Origin of the sequence: Streptococcus halichoeri (assembly GCF_019774635.1) — a bacterium.
GTDB lineage: Bacteria > Bacillota > Bacilli > Lactobacillales > Streptococcaceae > Streptococcus > Streptococcus halichoeri.
In genome coordinates this window covers 345,771-371,008 of record NZ_CP081502.1, presented here as the reverse complement: position 1 = coordinate 371,008, position 25,238 = coordinate 345,771, and the positions used below count along the sequence as shown (strand labels likewise).

Genomic DNA, 25,238 nt, shown 5'->3' with positions numbered 1-25,238 from the left:
TTGTTAGCGCGGTACCACCTCAATTAATTCCTCCTAATTAGGAATTATCTCATTCTTCTCTATAACCAAAGAAGCTGCACGATAAGGAGTGCTAATCCTGAGAGTTATGGTTTGCTCTCAATCATACCATTAGTCCAATTCATCCTGAGGCATACTAGTTTGCAGCAACCACTAGCTCTCTATAAAGCTCTTCAAGACTACTCTCTAATTAAGCTTCATTTTATGAAAATTTGAAACCTTTGTCAATAACTTTTCATTTTTTTCAGAGATTTTACTTGACTGATGTCCTGTCTTTAAGAGATAATAAGTCTCTACAATTTCAACATAATCTAAAATAAAGAAAAGGAGTTGATGACATGCAAAAAAGGGTCATGGATTTTTTTTATGTTACCATTGGAACTTTAATTACCGCTGTGGGTTTTAATACGATGTTTGTTCATAATAACATTGCCTCAGGTGGAATGGTTGGTATTTCTGTTATTATAAAAGAATTATTTGGCATCAGTCCATCACTCTTTTTAATGCTTAGCAATATTCCATTATTATTGCTTTGTTACTTTTTTCTAGGTAAGCAGACTTTTTTAAAAACCTTATATGGTTCGTGGATTTATCCCTTTGCTATTAAGTTAACCAACTTTCTCCCCACAATAACGACTAATCAATTACTAGCTGCTATTTTTGGCGGCATTATTGTTGGTTTAGGCCTTGGCTTAGTTTTTTGGGGAAATTCCTCAACCGGCGGAACAGGGATTTTGACCCAAATCTTACACAAATACTCACCACTATCGCTTGGAGTAGCCATGACAATTGTTGATGGTATCAGTGTATTACTAGGCTTTATTGCTCTATCACCTGATGATGTTATGTATTCAACTATAGGTTTACTGGTGATTGGCTATGTTATTAATGCCATGGAAACTGGTTTTGTTTCTTCTAAAAATGTTATGATTATTTCAGAACACTATCAACCAATTAAAGACCATATCACCCAAGTTATGGATCGTGGCGTTACCAAAATCCCTATTCGAGGTGGTTACACAGTTACTGACAAGGTCATGTTAATGGCCATTGTTACCACCTATGAGCTACCTGCTCTTCAAGATAAAATCCTAGAGATTGATGATACCGCATTTATGGTCGTTATGCCCGCAGCACAAGTTATGGGACGCGGCTTTAGCCTTACCAAACATTACAAAATGGAAGATCAAGATGTCTTACTTCCAATGTAGACTGATAACTCCCCCTTACAATTGAAAAAAGGGGCTTTTTCAGGTACAATAATGTTTAGAGAAAATAGATGAGGTGAACTAGTGTTAACAGTTTCTGATGTGTCACTCCGTTTTAGTGACCGCAAACTTTTTGATGATGTTAATATCAAATTTACAGGTGGAAATACCTATGGTTTAATTGGTGCCAACGGTGCTGGAAAATCTACCTTTTTAAAAATTCTAGCTGGTGATATTGAACCAACAACAGGTCACATAGCTTTAGGCCAGGATGAGCGTCTGTCAGTATTGCGCCAAAATCACTTCGACTATGAAGAAGAACGAGCTATTGATGTTGTTATCATGGGTAATGAACAGCTCTATAATATTATGAAAGAAAAAGATGCTATCTACATGAAAGCAGACTTTTCAGAAGAAGATGGTGTCCGAGCAGCTGAATTAGAAGGGCAGTTTGCTGAATTAGGAGGTTGGGAAGCTGAAAGTGAAGCTTCACAATTGCTACAAAACCTCAATATTGCTGAAGCCCTTCATTATCAAAATATGAGTGAACTCGCAAATGGTGATAAGGTTAAAGTCCTTTTAGCAAAGGCTTTATTTGGAAAGCCAGATGTCTTATTACTTGATGAACCAACCAATGGACTTGATATTCAATCGATTGCTTGGTTAGAAGATTTCCTCATTGATTTTGAAAATACAGTTATTGTTGTTTCCCATGACCGGCATTTCCTAAATAAAGTATGCACCCATATGGCTGATTTAGATTTTGGAAAGATTAAGTTATATGTCGGTAATTACGATTTCTGGAAGCAATCCTCAGAATTAGCCGCCCGCTTACAAGCTGATCGCAATGCAAAAGCAGAAGAGAAAATCAAAGAATTACAAGAATTCGTGGCCCGTTTTTCAGCTAATGCTTCTAAATCTAAACAAGCAACCTCTCGGAAAAAAATGCTTGATAAAATTGAATTAGAAGAAATAGTCCCGTCCAGTCGGAAATACCCTTTTATCAACTTCAAATCCGAACGTGAAATGGGAAATGATTTTCTAACCGTAGAAAATTTATCTGTCACAATTGAAGGTGAAAAAATCATTGATAATATTAGCTTTATTCTTCGACCAGGTGATAAAGCTGCTATTATTGGTCAAAATGATATTCAAACAACTGCCTTAATGCGTGCTCTTATGGATGATATTGATTATGAGGGAACAATCAAATGGGGAGTAACCACCAGTCGCTCTTACTTACCAAAAGATAATTCCAAAGATTTTGCCACAGATGAGTCTATTTTAGAATGGCTTCGCCAATTTGCTGCAAAAGAAGAAGACGATAATACATTTTTACGTGGTTTCTTAGGACGCATGCTCTTTTCTGGCGATGACGTTAACAAGTCTGTCAACGTGCTTTCAGGTGGAGAAAAAGTACGTGTCATGTTATCAAAACTCATGTTATTGAAATCAAATGTCCTGATCCTTGATGATCCGACTAATCACCTTGATTTAGAATCTATTTCAAGTCTTAATGATGGTATTAAGGATTTCAAAGAATCCGTAATCTTTGCTAGTCATGACCACGAATTTATCCAGACAATCGCCAATCATATTGTTGTAATTTCAAAAAATGGCGTCATTGACCGCATTGATGAAACCTATGATGAATTTCTGGCAAATGAAGAAATTCAAGCAAAAGTTGCACAACTATGGCGTTAACACTTTTTTATGTTTCGAGGATTTACTTCGTTAAGCAACAAAGAGAACTTTAAAAATATAAATTCTTATAAATCCTGTTTTAACAGAGTTTATAAGAATTTTTTGCTTAAGCGATAAACTAATGATAGAAGCAAATAGGCCAATCAATTTAAGCTTTTATCTGAGATAAGACTAGTTGAGCTTATCTTTTTGGCATAGAAAGGTATCAATAATGTCTACCAAGTCCAAGAGTTCTATTTATTACTATTTGTGCAGTTTTCTACTTCCTCCGCTTATACTTGGAAGCGTTCTTTTTTCAATGGGAATTTACTGGGGAAGTGATAAGACGATTTTAGCAAGTGATGCCTTTCATCAATATGTGATTTTTGCACAAGCATTCCGCAATATTTTACATGGAAATGACAGCTTCTTTTACACCTTTACAAGTGGTCTTGGCTTAAATTTTTATGCCTTAATTAGTTATTATCTCGGTAGCTTCTTTTCGCCTTTATATTACTTTTTTGATATAAAGAGGATGCCAGATGCAATCTATCTTGTTACCCTATTAAAGTTTGCTAGCATCGGCTTGGCTTCCTTTTTTAGCTTCAAGCACATTTACAAGGGTGTCAAGGACTACTTGACATTGCTACTAGCCATGTGCTTTACACTTATGAGTTTTTTGACCAGCCAACTTGAATTGAATACCTGGTTAGATGTCTTTATTCTCATTCCCTTAATCTTATTAGGATTTCAACACTTAAAAAGAAAACAGCAAAGTTTACTTTACTACTTTACCTTAGCCTTATTATTTTTCCAAAATTATTATTTTGGTTATATGATGTCCTTGTTTCTCATTATCTACTTCAGTATTGAAGTTTCTGAAATAAGGCCTTTAAAACAAAAAGTGGCTTTTTTTGGTAGATTTACATTTGTGTCAATATGTGCAGCCTTAACCAGTGCCATGATGCTTTTGCCTACTATTTTAGATTTAAAAGAACATGGTGAAACCCTGTCAACCAGCACTCATTTCTTTATTGAAGGAAGGGGGGTACTAGATCTATTAGCAAAATACCAATTAGGTGCTTTTGACACCACTAAATTTAATGCAATTCCTATGATCTATGTTGGGATTTTGCCTTTGTTTTTATCTTGTATCTTTTTCACCATGTCTGCTTTCTCCATTAAGCGTCGTCTTGCCTATGCCGTGAGCCTCTTGATTATTGGTGTCAGTTTTTACATTGAACCCTTGGATTTAGTTTGGCAAGGGATGCACGCGCCAAATATGTTTTTGCATCGTTATGCTTGGTGTTTTTCATTATTGCTTATCCTCATCTCATTTGAAACCTTATCACAATTTCACCAAATAACTAAAAAGCAACTCTATCTTAGCTTTCTTATCTTAGGAACCTGTTTAGCTCTTCCTTATATTAATCTTGATCGTTATTCTTTTTTAGCAGTTCATCTTTTATTTCTAACACTAGCAATTTTAGTGGCCTACTTTATTATTATTTGGGTAGAGTTTGAAAATAATGTTCCTCGTCTGGTGATTATTAGTTTTTTACTTATTTTTAGTTTACTTGATGTATCTCTAAATACTTTTTATCAAATTCAAGGAATCAGTAATGAATGGGTCTTTCCTTCACGTTCTGCCTATCATAAAAATTTAACAGCGATAGATACACTAGTCAAACAAACCCGTGCTACCCATTCAAATTTCTACCGTATGGAGCAGTTAGTTCCCCAAACAGGTAACGATAGTATGAAATACAATTATTATGGTATATCTCAATTTTCATCTATTCGTAATCGTTCTTCCAGCCAGTTGCTTGATCGCCTCGGCTATAAATCAGATGGTAGCAATCTCAATCTGAGATACCAAAACAATACTCTCTTGATGGATAGTCTTTTTAATATAAAATACAATCTAAGCCCCTGGCCCTTAGCTAAATTTGGCTTTAGTAGGCAAGCCTTCAAAAATGGCATTATCCTTTATCAAAATCACTATGCCAATGATTTGGCAATCATGTCCAAAAAAGTGTATCAAGATATTCCAATCTCCATAAACACACTTGATAATCAAACGCGATTTTTAAATCACATCAATCAAACCAAGTACAACTATTTTAAAGAAATTCAGGCAAAGCCAGTAACTAAATTAGTAGGCCTTAATCATCGCTTTACGGTTAAAGCTTTAGAAAACTCCAAAGATACGCTCGTTCGCTATACCCTTAAAATACCAGCCAATCAGCAAGTCTACCTTAGTTTGCCTCACTTAAATGTTTCCAATGCTCAAGAAAAAAACCTTTCCATTCGAATAAACCAAGGTTTAATGAACTATACCCTTGATAATACCTTTTCATTGTTTGATTTAGGATACATTAATGAAGAAAAAACTAGTGATGTCGAATTGATTTTTCCAAATAGTCAGAGCGTTTCTTTTGATCAACCGCATTTTTATGCCTTGGATATTGACACTTATCAAAAAAGCTTTACAGCTATCATGCAACGAAAAGTAACAAGTCAAGTGGCTAAAAACAACATTTTCACAACATATCAAGCTCCCCACCCTTCCACCTTAATCTACACTATTCCCTACGATAGGGGCTGGAAGGCTAAGGTGAACGGTCGATCTGTCACCTTACGCAAAATTCAAAATGGACTTGTTGGCATTAACATTCCATCTGGTAAAGGTAAAGTGGTTCTAACTTTTCTTCCTTATGGGCTAAAAACGGGCGGTTTAATCAGTGTTCTAGGTTGCCTATTATACTTTAGTAGCTATTATTACAGTAAGAAAAAAAGACAGGCTTAATGTTTTAAGTCTGTCCTTTTGGGTTAACTGATGCTTGGTAAGAGGACTGATGTTTAACACAAGAGTAAATCAAGTTAATCCTCACTTGGCCCTAGTGACGCACTCTTGTTGAGAATCAATCACTTTTTAAGACTCCGGCAGTAGGACTCGAACCTACGACATCATGATTAACAGTCATGCGCTACTACCAACTGAGCTATGCCGGATAATTTAACATAAAAAAACTCTATAATTTCTGTAGTGGGTAACGCCACTCTAGAGATTATGAGCCTTTTTCCAGCAGACAAAAAGTCCCATATGACTTATAATGAAAAGTAACCAAACCACTCATTAGAAAGCATCATATGGAACAACTCTATCACATACTACAGAAGTAATCGGAATTAAAGATAAACATATCACATTAGATAACGTTTTTAAATGTGAGACGCACATTGAAGTCTATGTAAGGTTTGATTATGAGCCTAAAGGGTGTCCGACTTGTGGAGGAAAACAAGTAAAATACGACTTCCAAAAGCCGTCGAAAATGCCATTTCTTTGACCTGATAACAGAGGCTTGCCCCAACCTCAATCAAGCTTTCAGGATTGCTCTCAATACCCTTGTTCGCTACAAAAAATAGGTCACTAATGCCATCCAACTGCCTTATTCGAACGCCAAGCCTGAGGCAACAAACAAACTTATCAAAGATATTAAGCGCAATGCCTTTGGTTTTCGAAACTTTGAACATTTTAAAACTCGCATCCTTATCGCTTTGAACATAACAAAAGAGAAGACGAATTTCGTCTCCTCTCGCGCTTAGCTATAAGTCACCCACTACAGTAAACATAGAGCTAAATAATTGCCATAGGCAATTAAATAGTCCGTACGGGATTCGAACCCGTGTTACCGCCGTGAAAAGGCGGTGTCTTAACCCCTTGACCAACGGACCAGAAGTTGTTTAAGAGAGGCATCTCCTTAACACTCTTATTATTATATCAGAATGTTTTGGTTTGTCTAGACTTTTTTAAAAAAATTTTTTATTTTTTCTAAATGTTTTTTATTTTATCAATGACAATCATAACAAGTAGTGTTAAAGGCAATTTGACAAAAGTAGAGCATTTTTGTAAAATAATGGAGTTGAGGTCTCATAGCTCAGCTGGATAGAGCATTCGCCTTCTAAGCGAACGGTCGCAGGTTCGAATCCTGCTGGGATCAAAGGAAAAGTAGCAAGTGATTACTTGCTGCTTTTTTTGTTTCACATGAAACCGTTATTGTTTATTTATGATAAGGACTACCTTCTTGAATCATAAAACCACGATAAATTTGCTCAACAAGAACTAAGCGCATTAATTGATGAGGGAGGGTCAGCTTTCCAAAACTTAAAAGCTGGTGGCCTCTGTTTTTAATCTCTTTTGCTAGGCCTAAACTGCCTCCAATAATAAAGGTTAAATCGGAATATCCCCTTAAAGTAGCTTGCTGGATCATCTCACTAAATTGTTCAGAGGATAACTGCTTTCCTTCAATAGCCAACACAACAATGAAGTCTCTTGCGCCAATCTTGTTGAGAATTCTCTTTGCTTCCTTTGCCATGATAAGCTCTTTTTCAGTCGAACTTGCTTTATCTGGTGTTTTTTCATCCGGTAACTCAATGACCTCAAACTGGCAAAAACGCGATAGCCTCTTTTGGTATTCAGCAATACCGTTTTTAAGATAAGCTTCTTTTAATTTGCCGACACAAATAATTTTTACTTTCATGCTCATCATTGTAGCATAAAATAATGCAAATCACACTTTATCCACATTTCTTAAAGGCTTAGTTTTTCCCTTAAAGTGCATAAACTAAGCTTTTTTATAATCCTTAGTAAAAGTTTTCCACAAGCTGTGGATTTCTTTCATTTTACAGGCATTTAAGGTATAATTAAGCAGAGTTTTATAAGCTATGTAGAAAATTAGGAGGAAAGTTCGTGTCAACATTCAAAAAATATTCTCAATTTTTCTGGGTTCTTATTGCAGGTTTTTTAGGTGGCTTCCTTGCGACCCTCTTATTAAATGGAATCAACCATTCCAATACGCCACAAGAAGTCAATTCTAATCCTACAACCGTCAGTAAAGTAACCTATAAAAACACAACTAACACTACAAAGGCTGTTAAAGTTGTGCAAAATGCGGTCGTTTCAGTTATTAACTATCAAAAAGTATCCTCTGGTTCCATTCTTGATCCATCTAAAAATTTATTTGGCAATAATAATGATAATTCCAAAAAAGATGATGGGTTAGCTATCTACAGCGAAGGCTCCGGAGTAATCTATAAAAAAGATGGGAACTCTGCTTATTTAGTTACCAATAATCATGTTATTGACGGTGCTGAACGTATTGAAATCTTACTAGCAGACGGAACAAAAGTTGTTGGTAAATTAATTGGTGCAGATACTTATTCTGATTTGGCTGTTGTTAAAATTCCATCTGATAAGGTAAAAACAGTTGCCCATTTCGCCAACTCTGCTAAATTAAGCGTTGGGGAAGAAGCCATTGCTATTGGTAGCCCACTTGGAACTGAGTATGCTAACTCTGTTACTGAAGGGATTGTCTCAAGTTTGAGTCGAACAGTAACCCTTAAAAACGAAAGTGGCCAAACTGTTTCTACAAACGCTATTCAAACAGATGCTGCAATCAATCCTGGGAACTCAGGAGGGCCTCTTATTAATATTGAAGGTCAGGTTATCGGGATTAATTCTAGTAAGATTTCATCTACTTCTGCCAGTGCATCTGGTGGTGCTGTTGAAGGGATTGGTTTTGCCATTCCAGCAAATGATGTCCTTAAAATAATCAATAAATTAGAAGCAAATGGTGAAGTTATCCGCCCAGCACTTGGCATTGGAATGGTGAACTTAAGTGATCTTTCTACTAATGCACTTAATCAAATAGGGGTCCCCAAAAATGTCACAAGTGGTATCGTCGTAGCCTCTGTCAACAAGCATATGCCAGCAGCCGGTAAGTTAGAACAATATGATATTATTACTGAAATTGACGGTGAGGCCGTCCAATTAAGCAGTGATTTACAGAGTCAACTTTATGGTCATGAAATAAATGACACCATTAAAATCACATTCTATCGAGGAAATAGTAAAAAAACAACAACTATTAAGTTGACAAAAACTACTAAGGATTTACCTCGAAGATAGCTTAGCTTGACAAACTATCCTAAAAACCTTTACACTAATGTAAAGGTTTTTACAGTGTAAAGAGGTACTTATGACTGAACAAATTATTAATATTCCGGTAGAAGAAATTGTAGCAAATCCTCACCAACCTCGTCTAACATTTGACCAAGCTGAATTATTAGAACTAGCAGAATCAATAAAAATGAATGGGCTGATTCAACCCATCCTGGTCCGAAAATCAGAGGTATACGGTTATGAATTAATCGCTGGTGAAAGGCGCTTTAAGGCCACTCAAATAGCAGGCTTAACGCAAATTCCAGCTATTGTCAGACAGTTATCAACCACTGAAAGTATGCAGCAAGCTATTGTTGAAAATTTACAGCGAAGCAATTTAAGCCCGTTGGAAGAAGCTAAAGCTTATCAAAAGATTCTTGATAAAAAGCAAATGACCCATGAGCAATTAGCCAAATTTATGGGCAAATCACGACCTTACATTACTAATACTATTCGTTTATTGCAACTTCCTGCACTAATAAGTCAGTCCTTGGAGGCAAAAGAAATCAGCTCTGGTCACGCACGCGCCTTATTAAGTGTTGACGACCAAAAAGAACAGCTTTTGTTTTTTGATAACATTCGGCGCCATCATTTAAGTGTTCGTCAAACAGAACAGCTCATTAGAGAGCAACATCAAAAGGTCAAAAAAGTAAAATCTAAGGACATTTTCATTCAAGCAATTGAACAAGAAATAGCCCAATCTTTAGGCTTAGATACTTCTGTTTCTTATCATCCTCAAAAACAAAGTGGCGCTATTACGATTCATTTTGCCAATGAGCAAGAAATGAACAGAATTATCAACAAATTGACATAAACTGTTTATAAGCCTACTATCTTGTACGGATTTTTCCACAGAGAGAATGGTGTTACTTCCTTGATTCTAGTGGTTTTTAAGTTCTTTCCACAAGCTGTGGAAAACTATAAATAACAATGTGCAAAACTTATCCACATCCTGTGAGTAAGTCCAGTTTTCCACACACACTTGTGGAAAACTTTTTTATTTTGTGGTAGAATAAAGCACGTATAACCTACTAGAAGGAATTCCTAATGACTGAAAATGAACAATTGTTTTGGAATAGGATCTTAGAGCTTGCACAAAGCCAATTAAAACAAGCTACTTTTGAATTTTTTGTGCTTGATGCACGCCTTATTAATGTCGAAAACCAAGTAGCAACAATTTACCTAGACCATATGAAGGAACTTTTTTGGGAAAAAAATCTAAAAGATGTTATTTTGACAGCCGGTTTTGAGATTTTTAATGCTCAAATTTCAGTCAAATATGTCTTTGAAGATGATTTAGAAGCATTAAATCCACAAACCCAACCACAGCATCATGTTTTTTCCAGAGAGGCTATCCAACCAGTCCCTCTAATGACTTCCGATTTAAATCCTAAATATAGTTTTGAAAATTTCATTCAAGGAGATGAAAATCGCTGGGCTGTAGCTGCATCAATAGCTGTCGCTAATACCCCAGGGACCACTTATAACCCTTTATTTATTTGGGGTGGACCTGGACTTGGAAAGACGCATCTATTAAATGCCATTGGTAATGCTGTCTTATTGGAGCGGCCAAATGCTCGCATTAAATACATTACTGCTGAAAATTTTATTAATGAATTCGTAACTAATATCCGATTAGACACTATGGATGAGTTAAAAGAAAAATTCAGAAACCTGGACTTGTTGTTAATTGATGACATTCAATCTTTAGCTAAAAAAACCCTTCAAAGTACCCAGGAAGAATTTTTTAACACCTTTAATGCTCTGCATAATAACAATAAGCAAATTGTTCTAACCAGTGATCGAACACCAGACCAGCTAAATGATTTAGAACAGCGGCTTGTGACGCGTTTTAAATGGGGTTTGACGGTTCAAATCACACCACCAGATTTTGAAACACGTGTAGCTATTTTAACCAATAAAATTCAAGACTATCATTTTACTTTTCCACAAGATACCATTGACTACCTGGCTGGGCAATTTGATTCCAATGTACGTGACCTAGAGGGGGCTTTAAAAGACATTAGCCTAGTGGCTAACTTTAAGCAAATTGATGTGATTACCGTTGATATTGCAGCTGAAGCTATCCGTGCCCGCAAATTAGACACACCAAAAATGACCATTATCCCAATTGAAGATATTCAACAAGAGGTCGGTAAATTTTATGGGGTTACTGTAAAGGAAATCAAAGCTACCAAACGCACTCAAGATATTGTCTTAGCAAGACAAGTAGCCATGTTTTTAGCGCGTGAAATGACGGATAATTCACTGCCCAAAATTGGAAAAGAATTTGGTGGCCGAGATCATTCAACTGTTCTACACGCTTTCAATAAAATCAAAAATATGATTGCCCAAGATGACAGTCTTAGAATTGAAATTGAAACCATCAAAAATAAAATAAAATAGGGCTGTTGATAAGTCTTAGCAATTCTTCTAAGTTATCCACAAGTTGTGAACAGACTAGAAGCATTGCCCTCACTATACTAGGCTTACTTATCCCCTTTGTACACAAGACCTACTACTACTATTACAATTTATATTATAATTAAAGGAGTTCCCATGATTCAATTTTCTATTAATCGCTCTTTATTTATCCAAGCACTAAGTGCTACTAAACGAGCTATCAGTTCAAAGAATGCTATTCCGATTTTATCTACTATCAAAATTGAGGTTAATCAAACAGATGTTACCTTAACAGGATCTAATGGGCAAATATCTATTGAAAATACCATTCCAGTAAGTAATGAAAATGCAGGGCTGTTGATTACTGATACAGGAGCTATTCTATTAGAGGCATCTTTTTTCATCAATATTGTTTCTAGTATGCCAGATGTCAGCCTTGAGTTTAAGGAAATTGAAAATCAACAAGTTGTGTTAACCAGTGGTAAATCAGAAATCACCTTAAAGGGAAAGGATGTTGTTCAGTATCCACGGTTACAAGAAGTTTCAACTGAAAATCCTCTTGTTTTGGAAACAAAATTGCTAAAAACGATTATTTCAGAGACTGCTTTTGCAGCTAGTCTTCAAGAAAGTCGGCCAATTCTAACAGGGGTGCACTTGGTCTTGAGTAATCATAAAGAGTTTAAAGCTGTGGCTACAGACTCGCATCGTATGTCGCAACGCCTTTTAACCTTAGATAAAACAGCAAGTAATTTTGATGTGGTTATCCCAAGTAAATCACTTCGTGAATTTGCCACCGTCTTTACAGATGATATTGAACAGGTTGAAATTTTCTTCTCACCTAGTCAAATTCTCTTTAGAAGTGAACATATATCCTTTTATACGCGGCTGCTTGAAGGAAATTATCCTGATACCGATCGTTTGTTAATGAAGCAATTTGAAACCGAAGTCGTATTTAATACTCAAGCTTTACGCTACGCCATGGAACGAGCTTTCTTAGTTTCAAATGCTACCCAAAGTGGAACGGTTAAGCTTGAAATTGCTGGTGATACCATCACTGCTTTAGTTAATTCACCAGAAGTTGGTAAAGTCAATGAAGAATTGGAAAGTTTAGAAAAATCAGGTTCTGATTTAACCATTTCTTTTAACCCCACTTATTTAATTGAGTCATTGAAGGCTTTAAAAAGTGAAACAGTCCGCATTCGTTTTGTTTCTCCTGTTCGTCCATTTACACTAATGCCTGGTGAAGAAGAAACGGATTTTATTCAGCTCATTACGCCAGTTAGAACAAATTAAGACTAGCCCCTTAAACACGACTCTTCTTATATCAAAAATAAGTCCTTGGGGCTTATTTTTTGGTATGATATAACTAAACTAATCATGGTAAGGAGACCTTATGTATCAACTTGGTTCAATTGTGGAATTAAAAAAACCCCATGCTTGTATCATTAAGGCAACTGGAAAAAAAGCAAATGAATGGCAAATTATGCGACTAGGGGCAGATATTAAAATTCAGTGCACTAACTGTCAGCATTTTGTGATGATGAGTCGGCATGATTTTGAGCGGAGATTAAAAAAAGTGCTGCAACCGTAAAAATCCTTTTAAGCCAGGGATTTTAGTCATATTTGCAACCCATGTTTGCTTCAATAATTGCTAGTATGTCTTTGAAAAATCAGTTATTCTAAAGGTATTAAAAGACGAAAGGTAATCATAACTAATGACAACAGTTGCAGAACAATTAAAGCAATTACGATTGAAACATCAGTTATCTCAAGATGCCCTAGCAGCACAGTTATTTGTTTCTCGGCAGGCCGTATCAAAATGGGAAAACGGAGATAGCACTCCGGATTTAGATAATTTAATCAGGCTAGCTGACATTTTTGACGTGACACTTGATTACTTAGTGAGAGGAAAAGAATCAGCGTCATCATTAGATAAGGAAACTATTCTAGAAAATGACAGCCTGAATCTTCTTAAAGGTAGAGAATATGCCATTAATCCAGAGACAGGAAAATATGAAAAACGTGATGGCCTTGCAATTTTTATTGACCTTGTATCAGAATATTGGTGGATTGTAATCCTGATATTTTGGATAGTTTTTATCTTTTGGATAATATTTTAATATTCTCGGGTATAAAATGCTTCTTGAATCATTCCCGTAGTTAGTTATTCCATAGCCATCATAGCTTTTCAAACCCTCAAAAAGAAAAATCGCCACGTTAAGTAGCGATTTTTCCCTTTTGTGAGCCTCAATGAAACGTCAAAGCGTTATAATAGTTTTAAGCAAAAATCTCTATTAACGAGGTCTCACTATGAAAATTATAACACAGCTTAACCTTTTTGAAGATCAGGAACTGGGTGATTTGGAAAAAATTTTGATGGTATTAGATGGTCTTCCAGAAACGGATTTCTTTGACCAGTTAGAAGCCAAACGAAAACATGGTCGAAAAGATTACACCATCCAGTCCTATTTCATTGCCTATATTGCTAAAATAGTTCTTCAATTGGAAACCGATCAACAGTTGATTCGTCAGCTTAATATGAATAGTCAACTACGTCAAATCTGTGGCTTTGAAACCCACGGGGTTAAATTGAAAAATGGGACGATAAAACTAGTCCATGCCCCCTCTAAATCTGCTTATTCCCGTTTCATCCAGGACTTGGAAGAGGTCTGCCCTGATATTGAGGACTGGGTATTATCTGGCATATCTGAACTATATGACCTTCTTCCTAATTTCGGTGTTAACTTGGCCTTAGATGGTAAATTCATAGATAGCTATGCTAGTCCTTATGGTAAATATAAGAAAAAGAAAGATAAGCGTGCCGATTTAGATGCCGATAGTGGAATCAAACAGTGCCCTCATAAAAATGGGATGGTAACTAAAGAAACCCATTATGGCTATCGTTGTCATCTTATCGTTGATACGACCTATGAATTACCTGTGGCTTGGAGAGTAACACCAGCCTCAAAAGGGGAACCAACGGTTGCGAAAGAGCTCATCAGGAACCTCAGTCCAATGACGCTTGAAAAAGGGAAGTACCTAATGGCAGACAAAGGCTACAGTGGCAGCCCTCTTCAAGCTCTTTTGGAGGAGGCTCATATCGTCACAATCATTGATAACCCACATAAGTGGAAAAAGAATGGCACTAGGCAATATTTGGATACCGATTTGATTTATAACCAATCAGGAGAAGTGTTTTGGGTAGATGATAGAGGCCAAGCGATTCAGCTCATGTACAAGGGCTATGATTCTTCTAGTGATAGTTTACGATATGGTTTTCACCCTAAGTATCAAGATAACTGTATTTTTCGTTTAAAACGATGTGTTGAACCGATTATCTTTAATCAAGTAGCGCGAGATAGTAAGAAGTTCAAGAGGCTATACAGGAAGCGAATAGCTGTGGAGCGAGTGAATGGACGATTAGACAGAGACTTTAGGTTTGAGACCCATACTATTCGAGGGTTAAAGAAGATGAGTTTAGCTGTTGCCATGAGCTTTTTAGTCATGCTCGGCTTTGCCTTAAGGAAAGCCAAGTCAGGGACAAGGACTCACCTTGCGAGCTGGGTAGTTTAACTGGTTCAAAAAAATCACCACATAAACAAGGGGTTATTTCGCCCTTTTTTGCATTTAATTGGAAGAAAGGGCATCAGTGAATATTGTTGAGCAATTGTTAAGACAAGGAAAGTCATTATTATCTCCCTTTGGACTATAACAAATTGGACAACAATATTAACTACGGGAATGATTCCTTCTTAGTTAGTAGGCATTTAACCCTATTTTTTGATATAATATAAGTGATTGAAATTTTGAACGGAGATTTAGTAACCATGGCATTAACAGCAGGTATTGTAGGCTTACCAAATGTTGGTAAATCAACTTTATTTAACGCTATTACAAAAGCAGGGGCAGAAGCTGCTAATTATCCTTTTGCCACGATTGATCCAAATGTTGGAATGGTTGAGGTGCCAGATGAGCGCTTACAAAAATTGACAGAGCTGATTTCTCCGAAAAAAACTGTTCCTACAACTTTTGAATTTACTGATATTGCTGGTATCGTTAAGGGAGCATCTAAAGGCGAAGGGTTAGGGAATAAATTCCTAGCAAATATTCGTGAGGTTGATGCGATTGTACACGTTGTTCGCGCTTTTGATGATGAAAATGTCATGCGTGAACAGGGCCGTGAAGACGCTTTTGTTGATCCAATGGCTGATATTGATACCATTAATCTTGAATTGATTTTAGCTGACTTAGAGTCTATTAATAAGCGTTATGCGCGTGTTGAAAAAATGGCTCGCACACAAAAAGATAAAGATTCAGTGGCAGAATTTACTGTTCTTGAAAAAATCAAACCTGTTCTTGAAGACGGCAAGTCGGCTCGTACTATTGCATTTACAGAAGAAGAGCAACGTATTGTCAAGCAATTATTTTTGTTGACAACAAAACCAGTCCTCTATGTAGCTAACGTTGATGAAGACAAGGTTGCTGATCCAGATGCTATTACCTATGTCAAGCAAATTCGTGAATTTGCTGCTACTGAAAATGCAGAAGTAGTTGTTATTTCAGCGCGTGCAGAGGAAGAAATTTCAGAACTTGATGATGAAGATAAGGCAGAATTCTTGGAAGCTATCGGTTTAACAGAGTCTGGCGTCGATAAATTAACCCGTGCTGCCTATCATCTGCTCGGTTTAGGAACTTACTTTACTGCTGGTGAAAAAGAAGTAAGGGCTTGGACCTTTAAGCGAGGTATTAAAGCGCCACAGGCTGCTGGTATTATTCATTCTGATTTTGAGCGAGGCTTTATTCGTGCTGTAACCATGTCTTATGACGATTTAATGACCTATGGTTCAGAAAAAACAGTCAAAGAGGCAGGCCGCCTACGTGAAGAAGGTAAAGACTACGTCGTTCAAGATGGTGACATAATGGAATTTCGGTTTAATGTCTAAGATGAAGATTGAATAATGAAAAGGTTGGAAAAACTTTCCAGCCCTTTTCCTATTTAAGAAAGGATAAAAAATGGTAAAAATGATTGTGGGACTAGGTAACCCAGGTTCTAAATATGAGGGGACACGACACAATGTTGGTTTTATGGCAATTGACAGCATTGTCAATAATCTTGACGTCACCTTTACAGAAAATAAAACGTTCAAAGCCCTTGTTGGAGCTGCTTTCCTCAATCAGGAAAAAGTCTACTTTGTAAAGCCGACTACTTTTATGAATAATAGTGGCTTAGCTGTCAAGGCACTGTTAACATATTACAATATTTCGGTCAAAGATATGATTGTCATCTATGATGATTTAGATATGGAGATTGGTAAACTTCGCTTTCGCCAAAAGGGTTCTGCAGGTGGTCATAATGGCATAAAGTCAATCATTGCACAAGTCGGAACACAGGAATTTAATCGCATTAAAATCGGTATAGGCAGACCTGCTAAAAATATGACGGTTATCAATCATGTCTTAGGAAAATTTGATAAGGAAGCAGCAATTGCGATTGATATTGCTTTAGAAAATGTTGTCAATGCTGTCAACTTTTATTTACAAGAACAAGACTTTGCATTGACCATGCAAAAATACAATGGGTAATTATGGATATTATAGAATTATTTAGGCAGAATAAACAAATTGCAGCTTGGCAAGAGGCATTAGGAAAAAAATCTCGTCAATTAATCATAGGCTTATCGGCTTCTAGTAAAGCCCTTGCGGTAGCTTGTGCTTATCGTACCACTTCAGGAAAATTACTTATTATTACTGCCAGTCAAAATGAAGCTGAAAAGTTAGCTAGTGAATTAGTGACATTGCTAGGAGAAAAAGCTGTTTTTCCATTTTTTGCAGATGACGCTGCCGCTGCAGAATTCCTGTTTTCGTCACTAGATAAAGCTGTTTCAAGGATTCAGGCTTTACAATTTTTACTTGATCCTACCCAATCAGGGGTTGTAGTAACGAGCCTTGTAGGAACGCGTATTTTATTGCCAGATCCTAAGATATTTTTAAATAGTATGCCTCATTTACAAGTAGGTTTAGACCTAGATCCTGACTCTTTGGTTCATCAATTGGTGGCTATGGGGTTTGAACGTGTTAATCAAGTTATGAATCCGGGTGAATTTAGTAAACGCGGTGATATTATTGACATTTATGATCTGACCCAAGAATGGCCTATCAGGATAGAATTTTTTGGTGATGAGATTGATGGCATTCGTCAATTTAATCCGGAAAATCAAAAATCCTCTCAAACTTTAGAGAACTTTTTGATTACCCCAGCAACGGAGTTTATTTTGCTGGATGATGATTATATCAGAGGAGTAGAGGCACTTGAAAAAGCAATTCAATTAAGCCAATTAGAAGATAAGACCTATCTTCAAGATATATTTGCAGCAAGCAAGGAACACTTTAAACATAGGGATTTAAGAAAGTTTAGTTCCCTTTTTTATGTAAAAGAATGGACTTTGTTAGACTACCTACCAAAAGAAACTCCCATTTTTATTGATGACTTTCAAAAAATAGTAGATAAAAATGCGACATTTGATTTAGAAACCGCTCATTTGTTAACAGAAGATTTACAACAAGGTAAAGCAGTGTCAAGTCTTCGTTATTTTGCAGACTCCTATCAAGCACTTAGGAGCTATAAACCAGCTACTTATTTTTCAAATTTTCATAAGGGATTAGGAAATATTAAGTTTGAAAAGATCTATAATTTCACCCAATACCCTATGCAAGAATTTTTCAATCAATTTCCCTTATTAATCGATGAAATAAAACGTTATCATAAAAATCAGGCTACTGTTATTATCCAGGTTGATTCTCATAAGGGGTATGAGCGGTTACTTAAAAATTTGGCTGATTTTGATTATAGTATTCCGCTTGTTGATAGCAAAGCTATTCAACCAAAAACTACTCAAATTATTGTTGGTCAATTATCTGCAGGTTTTTATTTTGCCGATGAAAAGCTTGCTCTGATCACAGAACAGGAAATTTACCATAAAAAAATCAAGCGACGTGTTCGTCGTACTTCTATTACGAATGCTGAGCGGCTTAAAGACTATGACGAACTAACAAAAGGAGACTATGTTGTCCATAGTGTTCATGGTATTGGCCAGTTTATGGGCATTGAAACCATCAAAATCCAGGGCGTCCATCGCGACTATGTGACCATCCAATATCAAAATAATGATCGTATTTCGTTGCCAGTAGAACAAATCCAAACCTTATCAAAGTATGTCTCTGCTGATGGTAAAACGCCTAAAATCAACAAACTAAATGATGGGCATTTTCAAAAAGCAAAGCAAAAAGTTTCAAAGCAAGTTGAAGATATAGCAGATGATTTATTAAAATTATATGCTGAACGTAGCCAACAAAAAGGTTTTGCCTTTTCTCCTGATGATGATTTACAGCATGCTTTTGATGATGACTTTGCCTTTGTGGAAACTGCGGACCAATTGCGCTCCATAAAAGAAATTAAGCGTGACATGGAAAGTAACCGTCCTATGGATCGCCTTTTAGTGGGTGATGTTGGGTTTGGGAAAACAGAAGTGGCTATGCGTGCAGCCTTTAAGGCTGTAAAAGATAATAAACAAGTAGCTATCTTGGTTCCCACAACAGTCCTTGCTCAGCAACACTATGATAATTTTCGAGAACGGTTTGAAAATTATCCCATACACGTAGATGTTTTGAGCCGATTTAGAAGCAAGAAGGAGCAAAATCAAACTTTAGATAAACTTCGGCAAGGCCACATTGATATTATTATTGGGACCCATCGTTTGTTATCAAAAGACGTCGTTTTTTCAGATTTAGGATTGATCGTTATTGACGAAGAGCAGCGTTTTGGCGTAAAACATAAAGAAAGGCTCAAAGAATTAAAAACAAAAGTTGACGTCCTAACTCTAACTGCGACCCCAATTCCACGAACTCTACACATGTCTATGTTAGGTATTCGGGATCTATCTGTAATAGAAACACCGCCGACCAATCGTTACCCAGTGCAAACTTATGTCATGGAAGTAAATCTAGGCATTATTCGCGATGCGATTATTCGGGAAATAGAGCGGAGCGGGCAGATTTTTTATGTTTACAACAAAGTTGACACTATTGACAAGAAAGTTGCTGAGCTACAAGAATTAGTGCCAGAAGCCTCCATTGGTTTTGTTCATGGTCAAATGAGTGAAATGCAACTGGAAAATACATTGATTGATTTTATCAACGGAGACTATGATATTTTAGTTGCTACTACCATTATTGAAACGGGCGTGGATATTTCCAATGTTAATACGTTGTTTGTAGAAAATGCAGATCATATGGGCTTGTCAACCTTGTATCAATTGCGAGGACGGGTTGGTCGCTCTAACCGCATTGCCTATGCGTATCTGATGTATCGTCCTGATAAGATCTTAACAGAAGTTTCTGAAAAACGCTTAGAAGCGATTAAGGGATTCACCGAACTAGGCTCAGGCTTTAAAATTGCCATGCGCGATCTTTCTATCCGTGGTGCAGGTAATCTCTTGGGCGCTTCTCAAAGCGGCTTTATTGATTCAGTCGGCTTTGAAATGTACTCCCAGATGTTAGAACAAGCAATCGCTGAAAAGCAAGGTAAACAGCACATTCGTCTCAAAGGTAATGTGGAAATTAACCTTATGATTGATGCTTTTTTACCTAGTGACTATATTGAAGATGAACGACAAAAAATTGATATTTACAAACGCATTAGAGAAATAGAAGGCCACACAGATTATCAAGCTTTGCAGGATGAATTAATCGATCGATTTGGGGAATACCCTGATCAAGTGGCCTATTTGCTAGAAATTGGTTTATTAAAATGGTATATGGACACTGCTTTTGCAGAAATAATTGAAAAACGAGGTTCTACAGTCTTTGTTCGATTTGAAAAAGTCTCTTTACATTATTTTATGACCCAAGATTATTTTGGGGCCTTATCAAAAACGCAATTGAAAGCTACGATTAGTGAGCAGCGAGGTAAAATCGAAATTACATTTGATGTTAGAGGAAAAAAAGATTATCAGATATTAGAAGAATTAATGCTATTTGGGGAAGCACTCAGTGAGATTAAACAAAAAAAACTATCTTCAATTAACAAAACAGTCTAGCTTCATCATTACAATTAGTGGTTTAGTGTCCAAAATCTTGGCTGCTATCTATCGGATTCCCTATCAAAACCTGGTGGGTGATAGAGGTTTCTTTGCTTACCAGCAAATTTACCCGCTTTTAGCTATTATAACAACCTTGAGTTTAACTGCTTTGCCAAATGTTGTCGCTAGTCTCTCTCAAACTACAGAAAAAAAGCAGCTAGGACACTTATTTCAATTACAACTCTTAGTGAGTGCTGCGTTGTCTTTTGTTTTAATTGTATGTCATCAATGGCTTGCAAATAGTATTGGCAGTCCTGCTTTAGCGCCAGCAATTATCATCAGTGGATTGGTTTTACTAACCGTTCCTTTCACCTCGTTTTATCGTGGCTTAGCTCAAGCAGATGATAATATGGTCCCAACAGCAGTGAGTCAAGTGCTTGAGCAGACCATTCGCATTGCCATAATTATTGCGGCAGCTCTTTGTTACTATTGCTTTCATTGGACTATTTATCTTACTGCCAATGTTGCTGCGGCAGGAAATGTTATTGCTAGTGTCGTTATTTTACTCTATTTCTATTTCACTAGTCCTTATTCGCTTAGTTCTTATTTTCATCAGAAGTTTGTGCCAAGTCAGGTGTTAAAAAAGCTGGGTCTTTCAAGTTTTGTTTATATTTTTTATGCCCTGTATTTATTATTGTTTCAGCTGATTGATGCCTTAGTGATTAAAAATAGCCTGATAGCCAAAGGGATGTCAGAGGCCTTGGCAGAGACTACTAAAGGCATTTATGATCGTGGCCAACCCTTATTACAATTTGGACTTATTTTTTCAACCGCTCTCTTTACGAGTTTTTTACCTCAGTTGACACGTTACTATGCTGTTAATAGCGACGTTTATCGGACTAAAAGCCAATCTTTCTTTACCTTTATTTATTATTTTAATGTCACTTTGACCGCGGGATTTTTGGCTATCTTACCTTTAATGAATGTTGTTTTATTTAAGGATAATCGTGGCTGGTTGGCATTGAGTTTTTATGTTATCATCATCAGTTTAGCCAGCCTAATACAATTTTTTCATCAGCAATTGTTTATTGAGCAACATAGTGTGGTGTCATTCTTGTTTTTAACAATTGGACTTGGCTTGAAAATCATGTTAACCGTTCCAATGACCATGCAGTGGTCCATTGTTGGCAGTGCCTTGGCGACTGTCTTACCTTTGCTGGTTGTTTTAGGCTTGTACGCTTATTATTGCAAAATAGATTTTAAAAGCTTAGCTAATGGTAAATTTTATGTTATTTTGGTGATAATGGTTTTGACTGTTATAAGTTTAGCTCGCCTTTTACCCCATGTTGGAAGAATGTCTAGTCTCATCACACTTCTAATAGCAACATTGTCAGGATTAGCGCTTTTTGTTGCGCTAGCGATTTTCCTAAGGATCTTTCCCCAAAAATTATGGTCTTATCTACCAATTAACACTAAAAAATGATAGAATGTAAGGGATTGTGAGGTAAGGTATGAGATTAGATAAGTTTTTGAAAGTTTCTCGAATTATAAAGCGTCGTCCGGTAGCTAAAGAAGTAGCAGATAAAGGACGTATTAAGGTTAATGGCGTTTTAGCGAAATCCTCGACTGATTTAAAAGTCAATGATGCCATTGAAATTCAGTTTGGAACTAAGCTTTTAAGTGTTCGTGTTTTGGAAATGAAAGACAGTACCAAAAAAGAAGACGCCAGACAAATGTATGAAATAATCAAAGAAACAAGGATTCACTCTGATGAAGAAGTCTAGTATCGTTCAACTAAATAATTCTTATATCAATGAAGAAAATACTAAAAAACGATTTGAAGAAGAGGAACATCATAGACACAACCGTCTGTTAGGCTGGATTTTAATTGTTATGGTGTTTCTATTTATCCTGCCGACCTATAACCTGGTTAAAAGTTATGTAGGACTTGAAAAACAGGCTCAGCAAGTAAAGCACCTGCATCAAGAATATAAGGATTTAGAGAGACATACACAACAAGAAAAGGAATTGGCTAATCGTTTGAAAGACGATGACTATGTCAAAAAATATGCCCGGGCAAAATACTATCTTTCTCGTGAGGGAGAGACGATTTATCCAACCCCAGGTTTATTACCAAAATAAATATGGAAGATATTCTAAAAAAAGTAGAGCTCTTTTTGGCCCACTCAGAAGAGAAGCTCAAAGACTTGCATCAGCAAAATCAATCCTTACGTGAGAAGGACCCAAAAGAAGAAAATGACTAGAAGGGAGTTACCATGAAAAAATTATTAGCTGTTATGTTAATTCCTTTTTTTCTAGCTCCCGTTCCAATCATTAGTACTGATAAGGGTACGAAATACAGTCAAGCCAATTTATTCCAATTACAGCAAACAGCTGCCAACCAGACCCTATACTTTTCTACTATTCCTATTAATCCAACTGCTAAGCAAGATATTACTACTTACCATGATGCTGATTTAACATTATCATCTGAGATAATAGGGTCAAATCAACCTCTTCAAATTGTCAATATGGAGATTAATAGTCAGCAACTTCCCGTTTTTGAGCTATCTAATGGCTCTTATATTGTAGCTGCCAAACAGGATGTCACTGAAGATACTATTGTGTCACAAAGATCAATTTCCCAAGATTTTTGGCTACAGCCGCATTTTACGGTCTATAGTCAACCCTATGTTTATGGAACCAGCTCTGTTAGGACCTCTTTACAAGCTTTTCAAAAAGTACATGCTGACCAAGTAGCTACCACACCCAAAGGCATCTTCTACGACATTGAAGGCAAAGGCTGGATTGCTGAGAGTGACCTTTCTCTTGCTGATAATCGCATGATCAAGGTGCAAGACCTGCTCAATCAAAAATATAACAAAGCCAATTATTCTATTTTTGTGAAGCAGCTAGATACGCAAGCTAGTGTAGGGGTAAATGCTGACAAAACAATGTATTCTGCCAGCATTGCAAAATTAGCAACACTCTATTATGTGCAACATAAGCTTAATAATGGCAGCATTAAGAGTAAGGATACATTGAAATATATTGAAGCTGTTAATCATTTTTATGGTGATTATAGTCCTTTAGGCAGTGGTGATATGCCAAAAAAAGCTGATAATGCTAACTATTCCATTGATTTTCTCTTACAAGCCGTTGCTAAACATTCAGATAATGTCGCAACTAATTTGTTAGGTTATTATGTGGCTAATCAATATGATAAAGACTTCCATAATCACATACAGTCCTTGTCTGGGAGTTATTGGGACATGGAAAAGCGTGACCTTTCTGCTAAGGAAGCTGCGCTATTAATGGAAGCTATTTATTATCAAAAAGGACGATTGACGACTTATCTAACAAAGACTGATTTTGATCAACAACGCATTCCAAAGAATATCGATGTGCCAGTAGCTCACAAAATTGGTGATGCTTATGATTACCGGCATGATGTCGCCATCGTTTATGCAAAATCACCTTATATTATTTCAATTTTTACTAATGATTCTTCTTATGACAAAATAACTGCTATATCAGACGATATTTATGCCATTTTAAAATAATGAAGCAAGAAATTTACCAGTATATTGTAAAAAATGCATTTTTTAAAAACCACCAAAAGGTTTTAATAGCTGTATCAGGTGGAGCAGATTCGATGGCTCTTCTTCATTTATTGCAGTGCTACCAGACGAAACTTGGTATAAGCATTGGCATTGCGCATGTCAATCACAAGCAACGCGCTGCTTCTGAAGATGAGGAAGCTTATCTACGTTCTTGGGCCCAAAAAAATCAGATTCCGATCTATGTAGGCTACTTTTCTGGTTTGTTTACAGAGCAAAGAGCACGAGACTTTCGGTATCATTTTTTTGCCTCCATCATGGAAAAAGAACAGTACACAGCTTTGGTAACAGCCCATCATATGGATGATCAAGCTGAAACAGTTTTAATGCGACTAATTCGAGGAAGCCGGCTTCGGCATCTAGCAGGAATCAGACCTGTTCAAGCTTTTGCGTCTGGCGAACTGATCCGTCCTTTTTTGACATTTAGAAAAAAGGAGCTGCCAAGCTATTATCATTTTGAGGATGAGAGTAACTCTGACCACAGTTATTTCCGTAATCGGATCCGACAGTCGTTACTGCCTGAATTAACAAAGGAAAACCCCCAACTTGTTAAAGCCTTATCAGAGGTCGCAAGTGAGATAAGTCTCTTAAATGAAGCCTTTCACTATTTAACAGCAGATATACCAATTACAAATATGGCAAGTTTTCTTCAACAACCAGCGGCTATTCAGTATTTTCTTTTGCAAGATTATATTGCAAAAATTGGCCATTTGAATTTAGCTAAGTCTCAGTTTGACACGGTTTTAACCTTGCTTCAACATCACAAGTGTGGTACTTATCCGCTTAAAGGAGGTTATGCATTAAGCATTGATGAACATACATTTACAATTGCTAAAATCATTCCCAAGACTGATAAAGACTTGTCTCCAATTGTGTTAAACTGTAACAGTGCTACAGACTATTTAGGGTATCAGTTTTTCTATTCCCTTTTTGAACCTTGCTTAGCATATGATACTATGATTCCATTATATAGTCTTTCTTCAGTGACTATACGAAGAAGGCAAGCGGGGGATAGTATTAATTTTGGGACCTTTACTAAAAAATTGCGGCGCCTATTTATTGATAACAAAATTCCACAGAAGGCGCGTGAAAGAGCAATTATCGGTGAGCAAAATGGTCAAGTCATATTTATATTAGTGAATGGTGAAACATATTTGAGAAAAGCAGCTAATCATGATATAATGTTGGGCAAGTTGTATATTGCAAAAATAGAGAAAAGGTGACA

20 protein-coding genes, 3 tRNA genes, 2 pseudogenes and 1 other annotated feature (1 of these 26 only partly in view) are annotated in these 25,238 nt (G+C 36.5%); of the genes and pseudogenes, 22 read left to right on the top strand and 3 right to left on the bottom strand.

The window, feature by feature from the left end; all coding sequences use genetic code 11:
* Window positions 1–222 (bottom strand) — a binding site (T-box leader); it reaches 17 nt to the left of the window's first position.
* A 134-nt stretch (window positions 223–356) separates the two neighbouring features.
* The 3 genes from K5J94_RS01940 (at window position 357) to K5J94_RS01930 (ending at window position 5,718) form a co-directional block, all read left to right on the top strand.
* Window positions 357–1,229 carry a YitT family protein gene (locus K5J94_RS01940; RefSeq protein WP_159545483.1) on the top strand — a complete coding sequence of 291 codons (873 nt, stop codon included), beginning with the start codon at window positions 357–359 and terminating at the stop codon, window positions 1,227–1,229.
* An 81-nt stretch (window positions 1,230–1,310) separates the two neighbouring features.
* On the top strand, window positions 1,311–2,930 hold the full coding sequence (locus tag K5J94_RS01935) for an ATP-binding cassette domain-containing protein (RefSeq protein WP_159545485.1): 1,620 nt from the start codon (window positions 1,311–1,313) through the stop codon (window positions 2,928–2,930).
* A gap of 211 nt (window positions 2,931–3,141) precedes the next feature.
* Entirely contained in the window at window positions 3,142–5,718 is a 2,577-nt protein-coding gene (locus tag K5J94_RS01930; RefSeq protein ID WP_221913313.1) for a YfhO family protein, read from the top strand.
* 132 nt (window positions 5,719–5,850) lie between these two features.
* Here the strand turns inward: K5J94_RS01930 and K5J94_RS01925 are convergent.
* Window positions 5,851–5,924, bottom strand: a tRNA-Asn gene (locus K5J94_RS01925).
* Between the two features lie 138 nt (window positions 5,925–6,062).
* Here K5J94_RS01925 and K5J94_RS09715 point away from each other — a divergent pair.
* Window positions 6,063–6,256 (top strand): annotated as a pseudogene (locus tag K5J94_RS09715) (ISL3 family transposase); the annotation flags it as partial.
* An 88-nt stretch (window positions 6,257–6,344) separates the two neighbouring features.
* Window positions 6,345–6,518 (top strand): annotated as a pseudogene (locus tag K5J94_RS01920) (transposase); the annotation flags it as partial.
* 57 nt (window positions 6,519–6,575) lie between these two features.
* On the opposite strand, the gene K5J94_RS01915 reads toward K5J94_RS01920, so the two are convergent.
* Window positions 6,576–6,647: transfer RNA gene (locus K5J94_RS01915), tRNA-Glu, on the bottom strand.
* Window positions 6,648–6,839: 192 nt separating this feature from the next.
* On the opposite strand from K5J94_RS01915, the gene K5J94_RS01910 reads away from it, so the two are divergent.
* Window positions 6,840–6,913: transfer RNA gene (locus K5J94_RS01910), tRNA-Arg, on the top strand.
* A gap of 60 nt (window positions 6,914–6,973) precedes the next feature.
* On the opposite strand, the gene rlmH is transcribed toward K5J94_RS01910, so the two are convergent.
* Window positions 6,974–7,453: a 23S rRNA (pseudouridine(1915)-N(3))-methyltransferase RlmH gene (rlmH, locus tag K5J94_RS01905; RefSeq protein WP_159563855.1), complete on the bottom strand. Its 480-nt coding sequence runs from the start codon at window positions 7,451–7,453 to the stop codon at window positions 6,974–6,976.
* Between the two features lie 209 nt (window positions 7,454–7,662).
* Here rlmH and K5J94_RS01900 point away from each other — a divergent pair, with 209 nt between their 5' ends.
* From K5J94_RS01900 to tilS, 16 genes are all read left to right on the top strand, one after another.
* A complete protein-coding gene (locus tag K5J94_RS01900; RefSeq protein WP_159548270.1) occupies window positions 7,663–8,880 on the top strand; it encodes a S1C family serine protease in 1,218 nt (405 codons plus the stop codon).
* A gap of 70 nt (window positions 8,881–8,950) precedes the next feature.
* Complete coding sequence (locus tag K5J94_RS01895) at window positions 8,951–9,727, top strand: ParB/RepB/Spo0J family partition protein (protein ID WP_221913311.1); 777 nt, start codon at window positions 8,951–8,953, stop codon at window positions 9,725–9,727.
* 233 nt (window positions 9,728–9,960) lie between these two features.
* Window positions 9,961–11,319 (top strand): chromosomal replication initiator protein DnaA, encoded by a 1,359-nt coding sequence (gene dnaA / locus K5J94_RS01890; protein WP_159563854.1) that lies wholly within the window; start codon window positions 9,961–9,963, stop codon window positions 11,317–11,319.
* Between the two features lie 153 nt (window positions 11,320–11,472).
* A complete protein-coding gene (dnaN, locus tag K5J94_RS01885; protein ID WP_159548266.1) occupies window positions 11,473–12,609 on the top strand; it encodes a DNA polymerase III subunit beta in 1,137 nt (378 codons plus the stop codon).
* A 100-nt stretch (window positions 12,610–12,709) separates the two neighbouring features.
* Window positions 12,710–12,907, top strand: a complete 198-nt coding sequence (locus tag K5J94_RS01880; protein ID WP_159545499.1) for a DUF951 domain-containing protein — start codon at window positions 12,710–12,712, stop codon at window positions 12,905–12,907.
* A gap of 124 nt (window positions 12,908–13,031) precedes the next feature.
* Window positions 13,032–13,436, top strand: a complete 405-nt coding sequence (locus K5J94_RS01875) for a helix-turn-helix domain-containing protein (protein ID WP_159545501.1) — start codon at window positions 13,032–13,034, stop codon at window positions 13,434–13,436.
* Window positions 13,437–13,626: 190 nt separating this feature from the next.
* Window positions 13,627–14,889, top strand: a complete 1,263-nt coding sequence (locus tag K5J94_RS01870; protein WP_221912573.1) for a transposase — start codon at window positions 13,627–13,629, stop codon at window positions 14,887–14,889.
* Window positions 14,890–15,143: 254 nt separating this feature from the next.
* A complete protein-coding gene (gene ychF, locus K5J94_RS01865) occupies window positions 15,144–16,259 on the top strand; it encodes a redox-regulated ATPase YchF (RefSeq protein WP_159545503.1) in 1,116 nt (371 codons plus the stop codon).
* A gap of 70 nt (window positions 16,260–16,329) precedes the next feature.
* Window positions 16,330–16,899 carry an aminoacyl-tRNA hydrolase gene (pth, locus tag K5J94_RS01860; protein WP_221913308.1) on the top strand — a complete coding sequence of 190 codons (570 nt, stop codon included), beginning with the start codon at window positions 16,330–16,332 and terminating at the stop codon, window positions 16,897–16,899.
* A gap of 2 nt (window positions 16,900–16,901) precedes the next feature.
* Window positions 16,902–20,411 (top strand): transcription-repair coupling factor, encoded by a 3,510-nt coding sequence (mfd, locus tag K5J94_RS01855; RefSeq protein ID WP_221913306.1) that lies wholly within the window; start codon window positions 16,902–16,904, stop codon window positions 20,409–20,411.
* Window positions 20,365–21,876, top strand: coding sequence for an oligosaccharide flippase family protein (locus K5J94_RS01850; protein WP_221913304.1), 1,512 nt, complete (start codon window positions 20,365–20,367; stop codon window positions 21,874–21,876). The genes mfd and K5J94_RS01850 overlap by 47 nt, the downstream gene beginning before the upstream one ends.
* A gap of 28 nt (window positions 21,877–21,904) precedes the next feature.
* Window positions 21,905–22,177: an RNA-binding S4 domain-containing protein gene (locus tag K5J94_RS01845; protein WP_159545511.1), complete on the top strand. Its 273-nt coding sequence runs from the start codon at window positions 21,905–21,907 to the stop codon at window positions 22,175–22,177.
* The gene (locus K5J94_RS01840; protein WP_159545513.1) at window positions 22,164–22,535 is read left to right on the top strand and encodes an FtsB family cell division protein; all 372 of its coding nucleotides are present in this window, start codon (window positions 22,164–22,166) and stop codon (window positions 22,533–22,535) included. The genes K5J94_RS01845 and K5J94_RS01840 overlap by 14 nt, the downstream gene beginning before the upstream one ends.
* A gap of 2 nt (window positions 22,536–22,537) precedes the next feature.
* Window positions 22,538–22,657 (top strand): SP_0009 family protein, encoded by a 120-nt coding sequence (locus tag K5J94_RS09455; protein ID WP_159581138.1) that lies wholly within the window; start codon window positions 22,538–22,540, stop codon window positions 22,655–22,657.
* Window positions 22,658–22,669: 12 nt separating this feature from the next.
* Window positions 22,670–23,956 (top strand): serine hydrolase, encoded by a 1,287-nt coding sequence (locus tag K5J94_RS01835; protein ID WP_221913302.1) that lies wholly within the window; start codon window positions 22,670–22,672, stop codon window positions 23,954–23,956.
* Window positions 23,953–25,236, top strand: a complete 1,284-nt coding sequence (tilS, locus tag K5J94_RS01830) for a tRNA lysidine(34) synthetase TilS (RefSeq protein ID WP_408022838.1) — start codon at window positions 23,953–23,955, stop codon at window positions 25,234–25,236. Before K5J94_RS01835 ends, tilS begins: the two co-directional genes overlap by 4 nt.
* The last annotated feature ends 2 nt before the right edge of the window (window positions 25,237–25,238 follow it).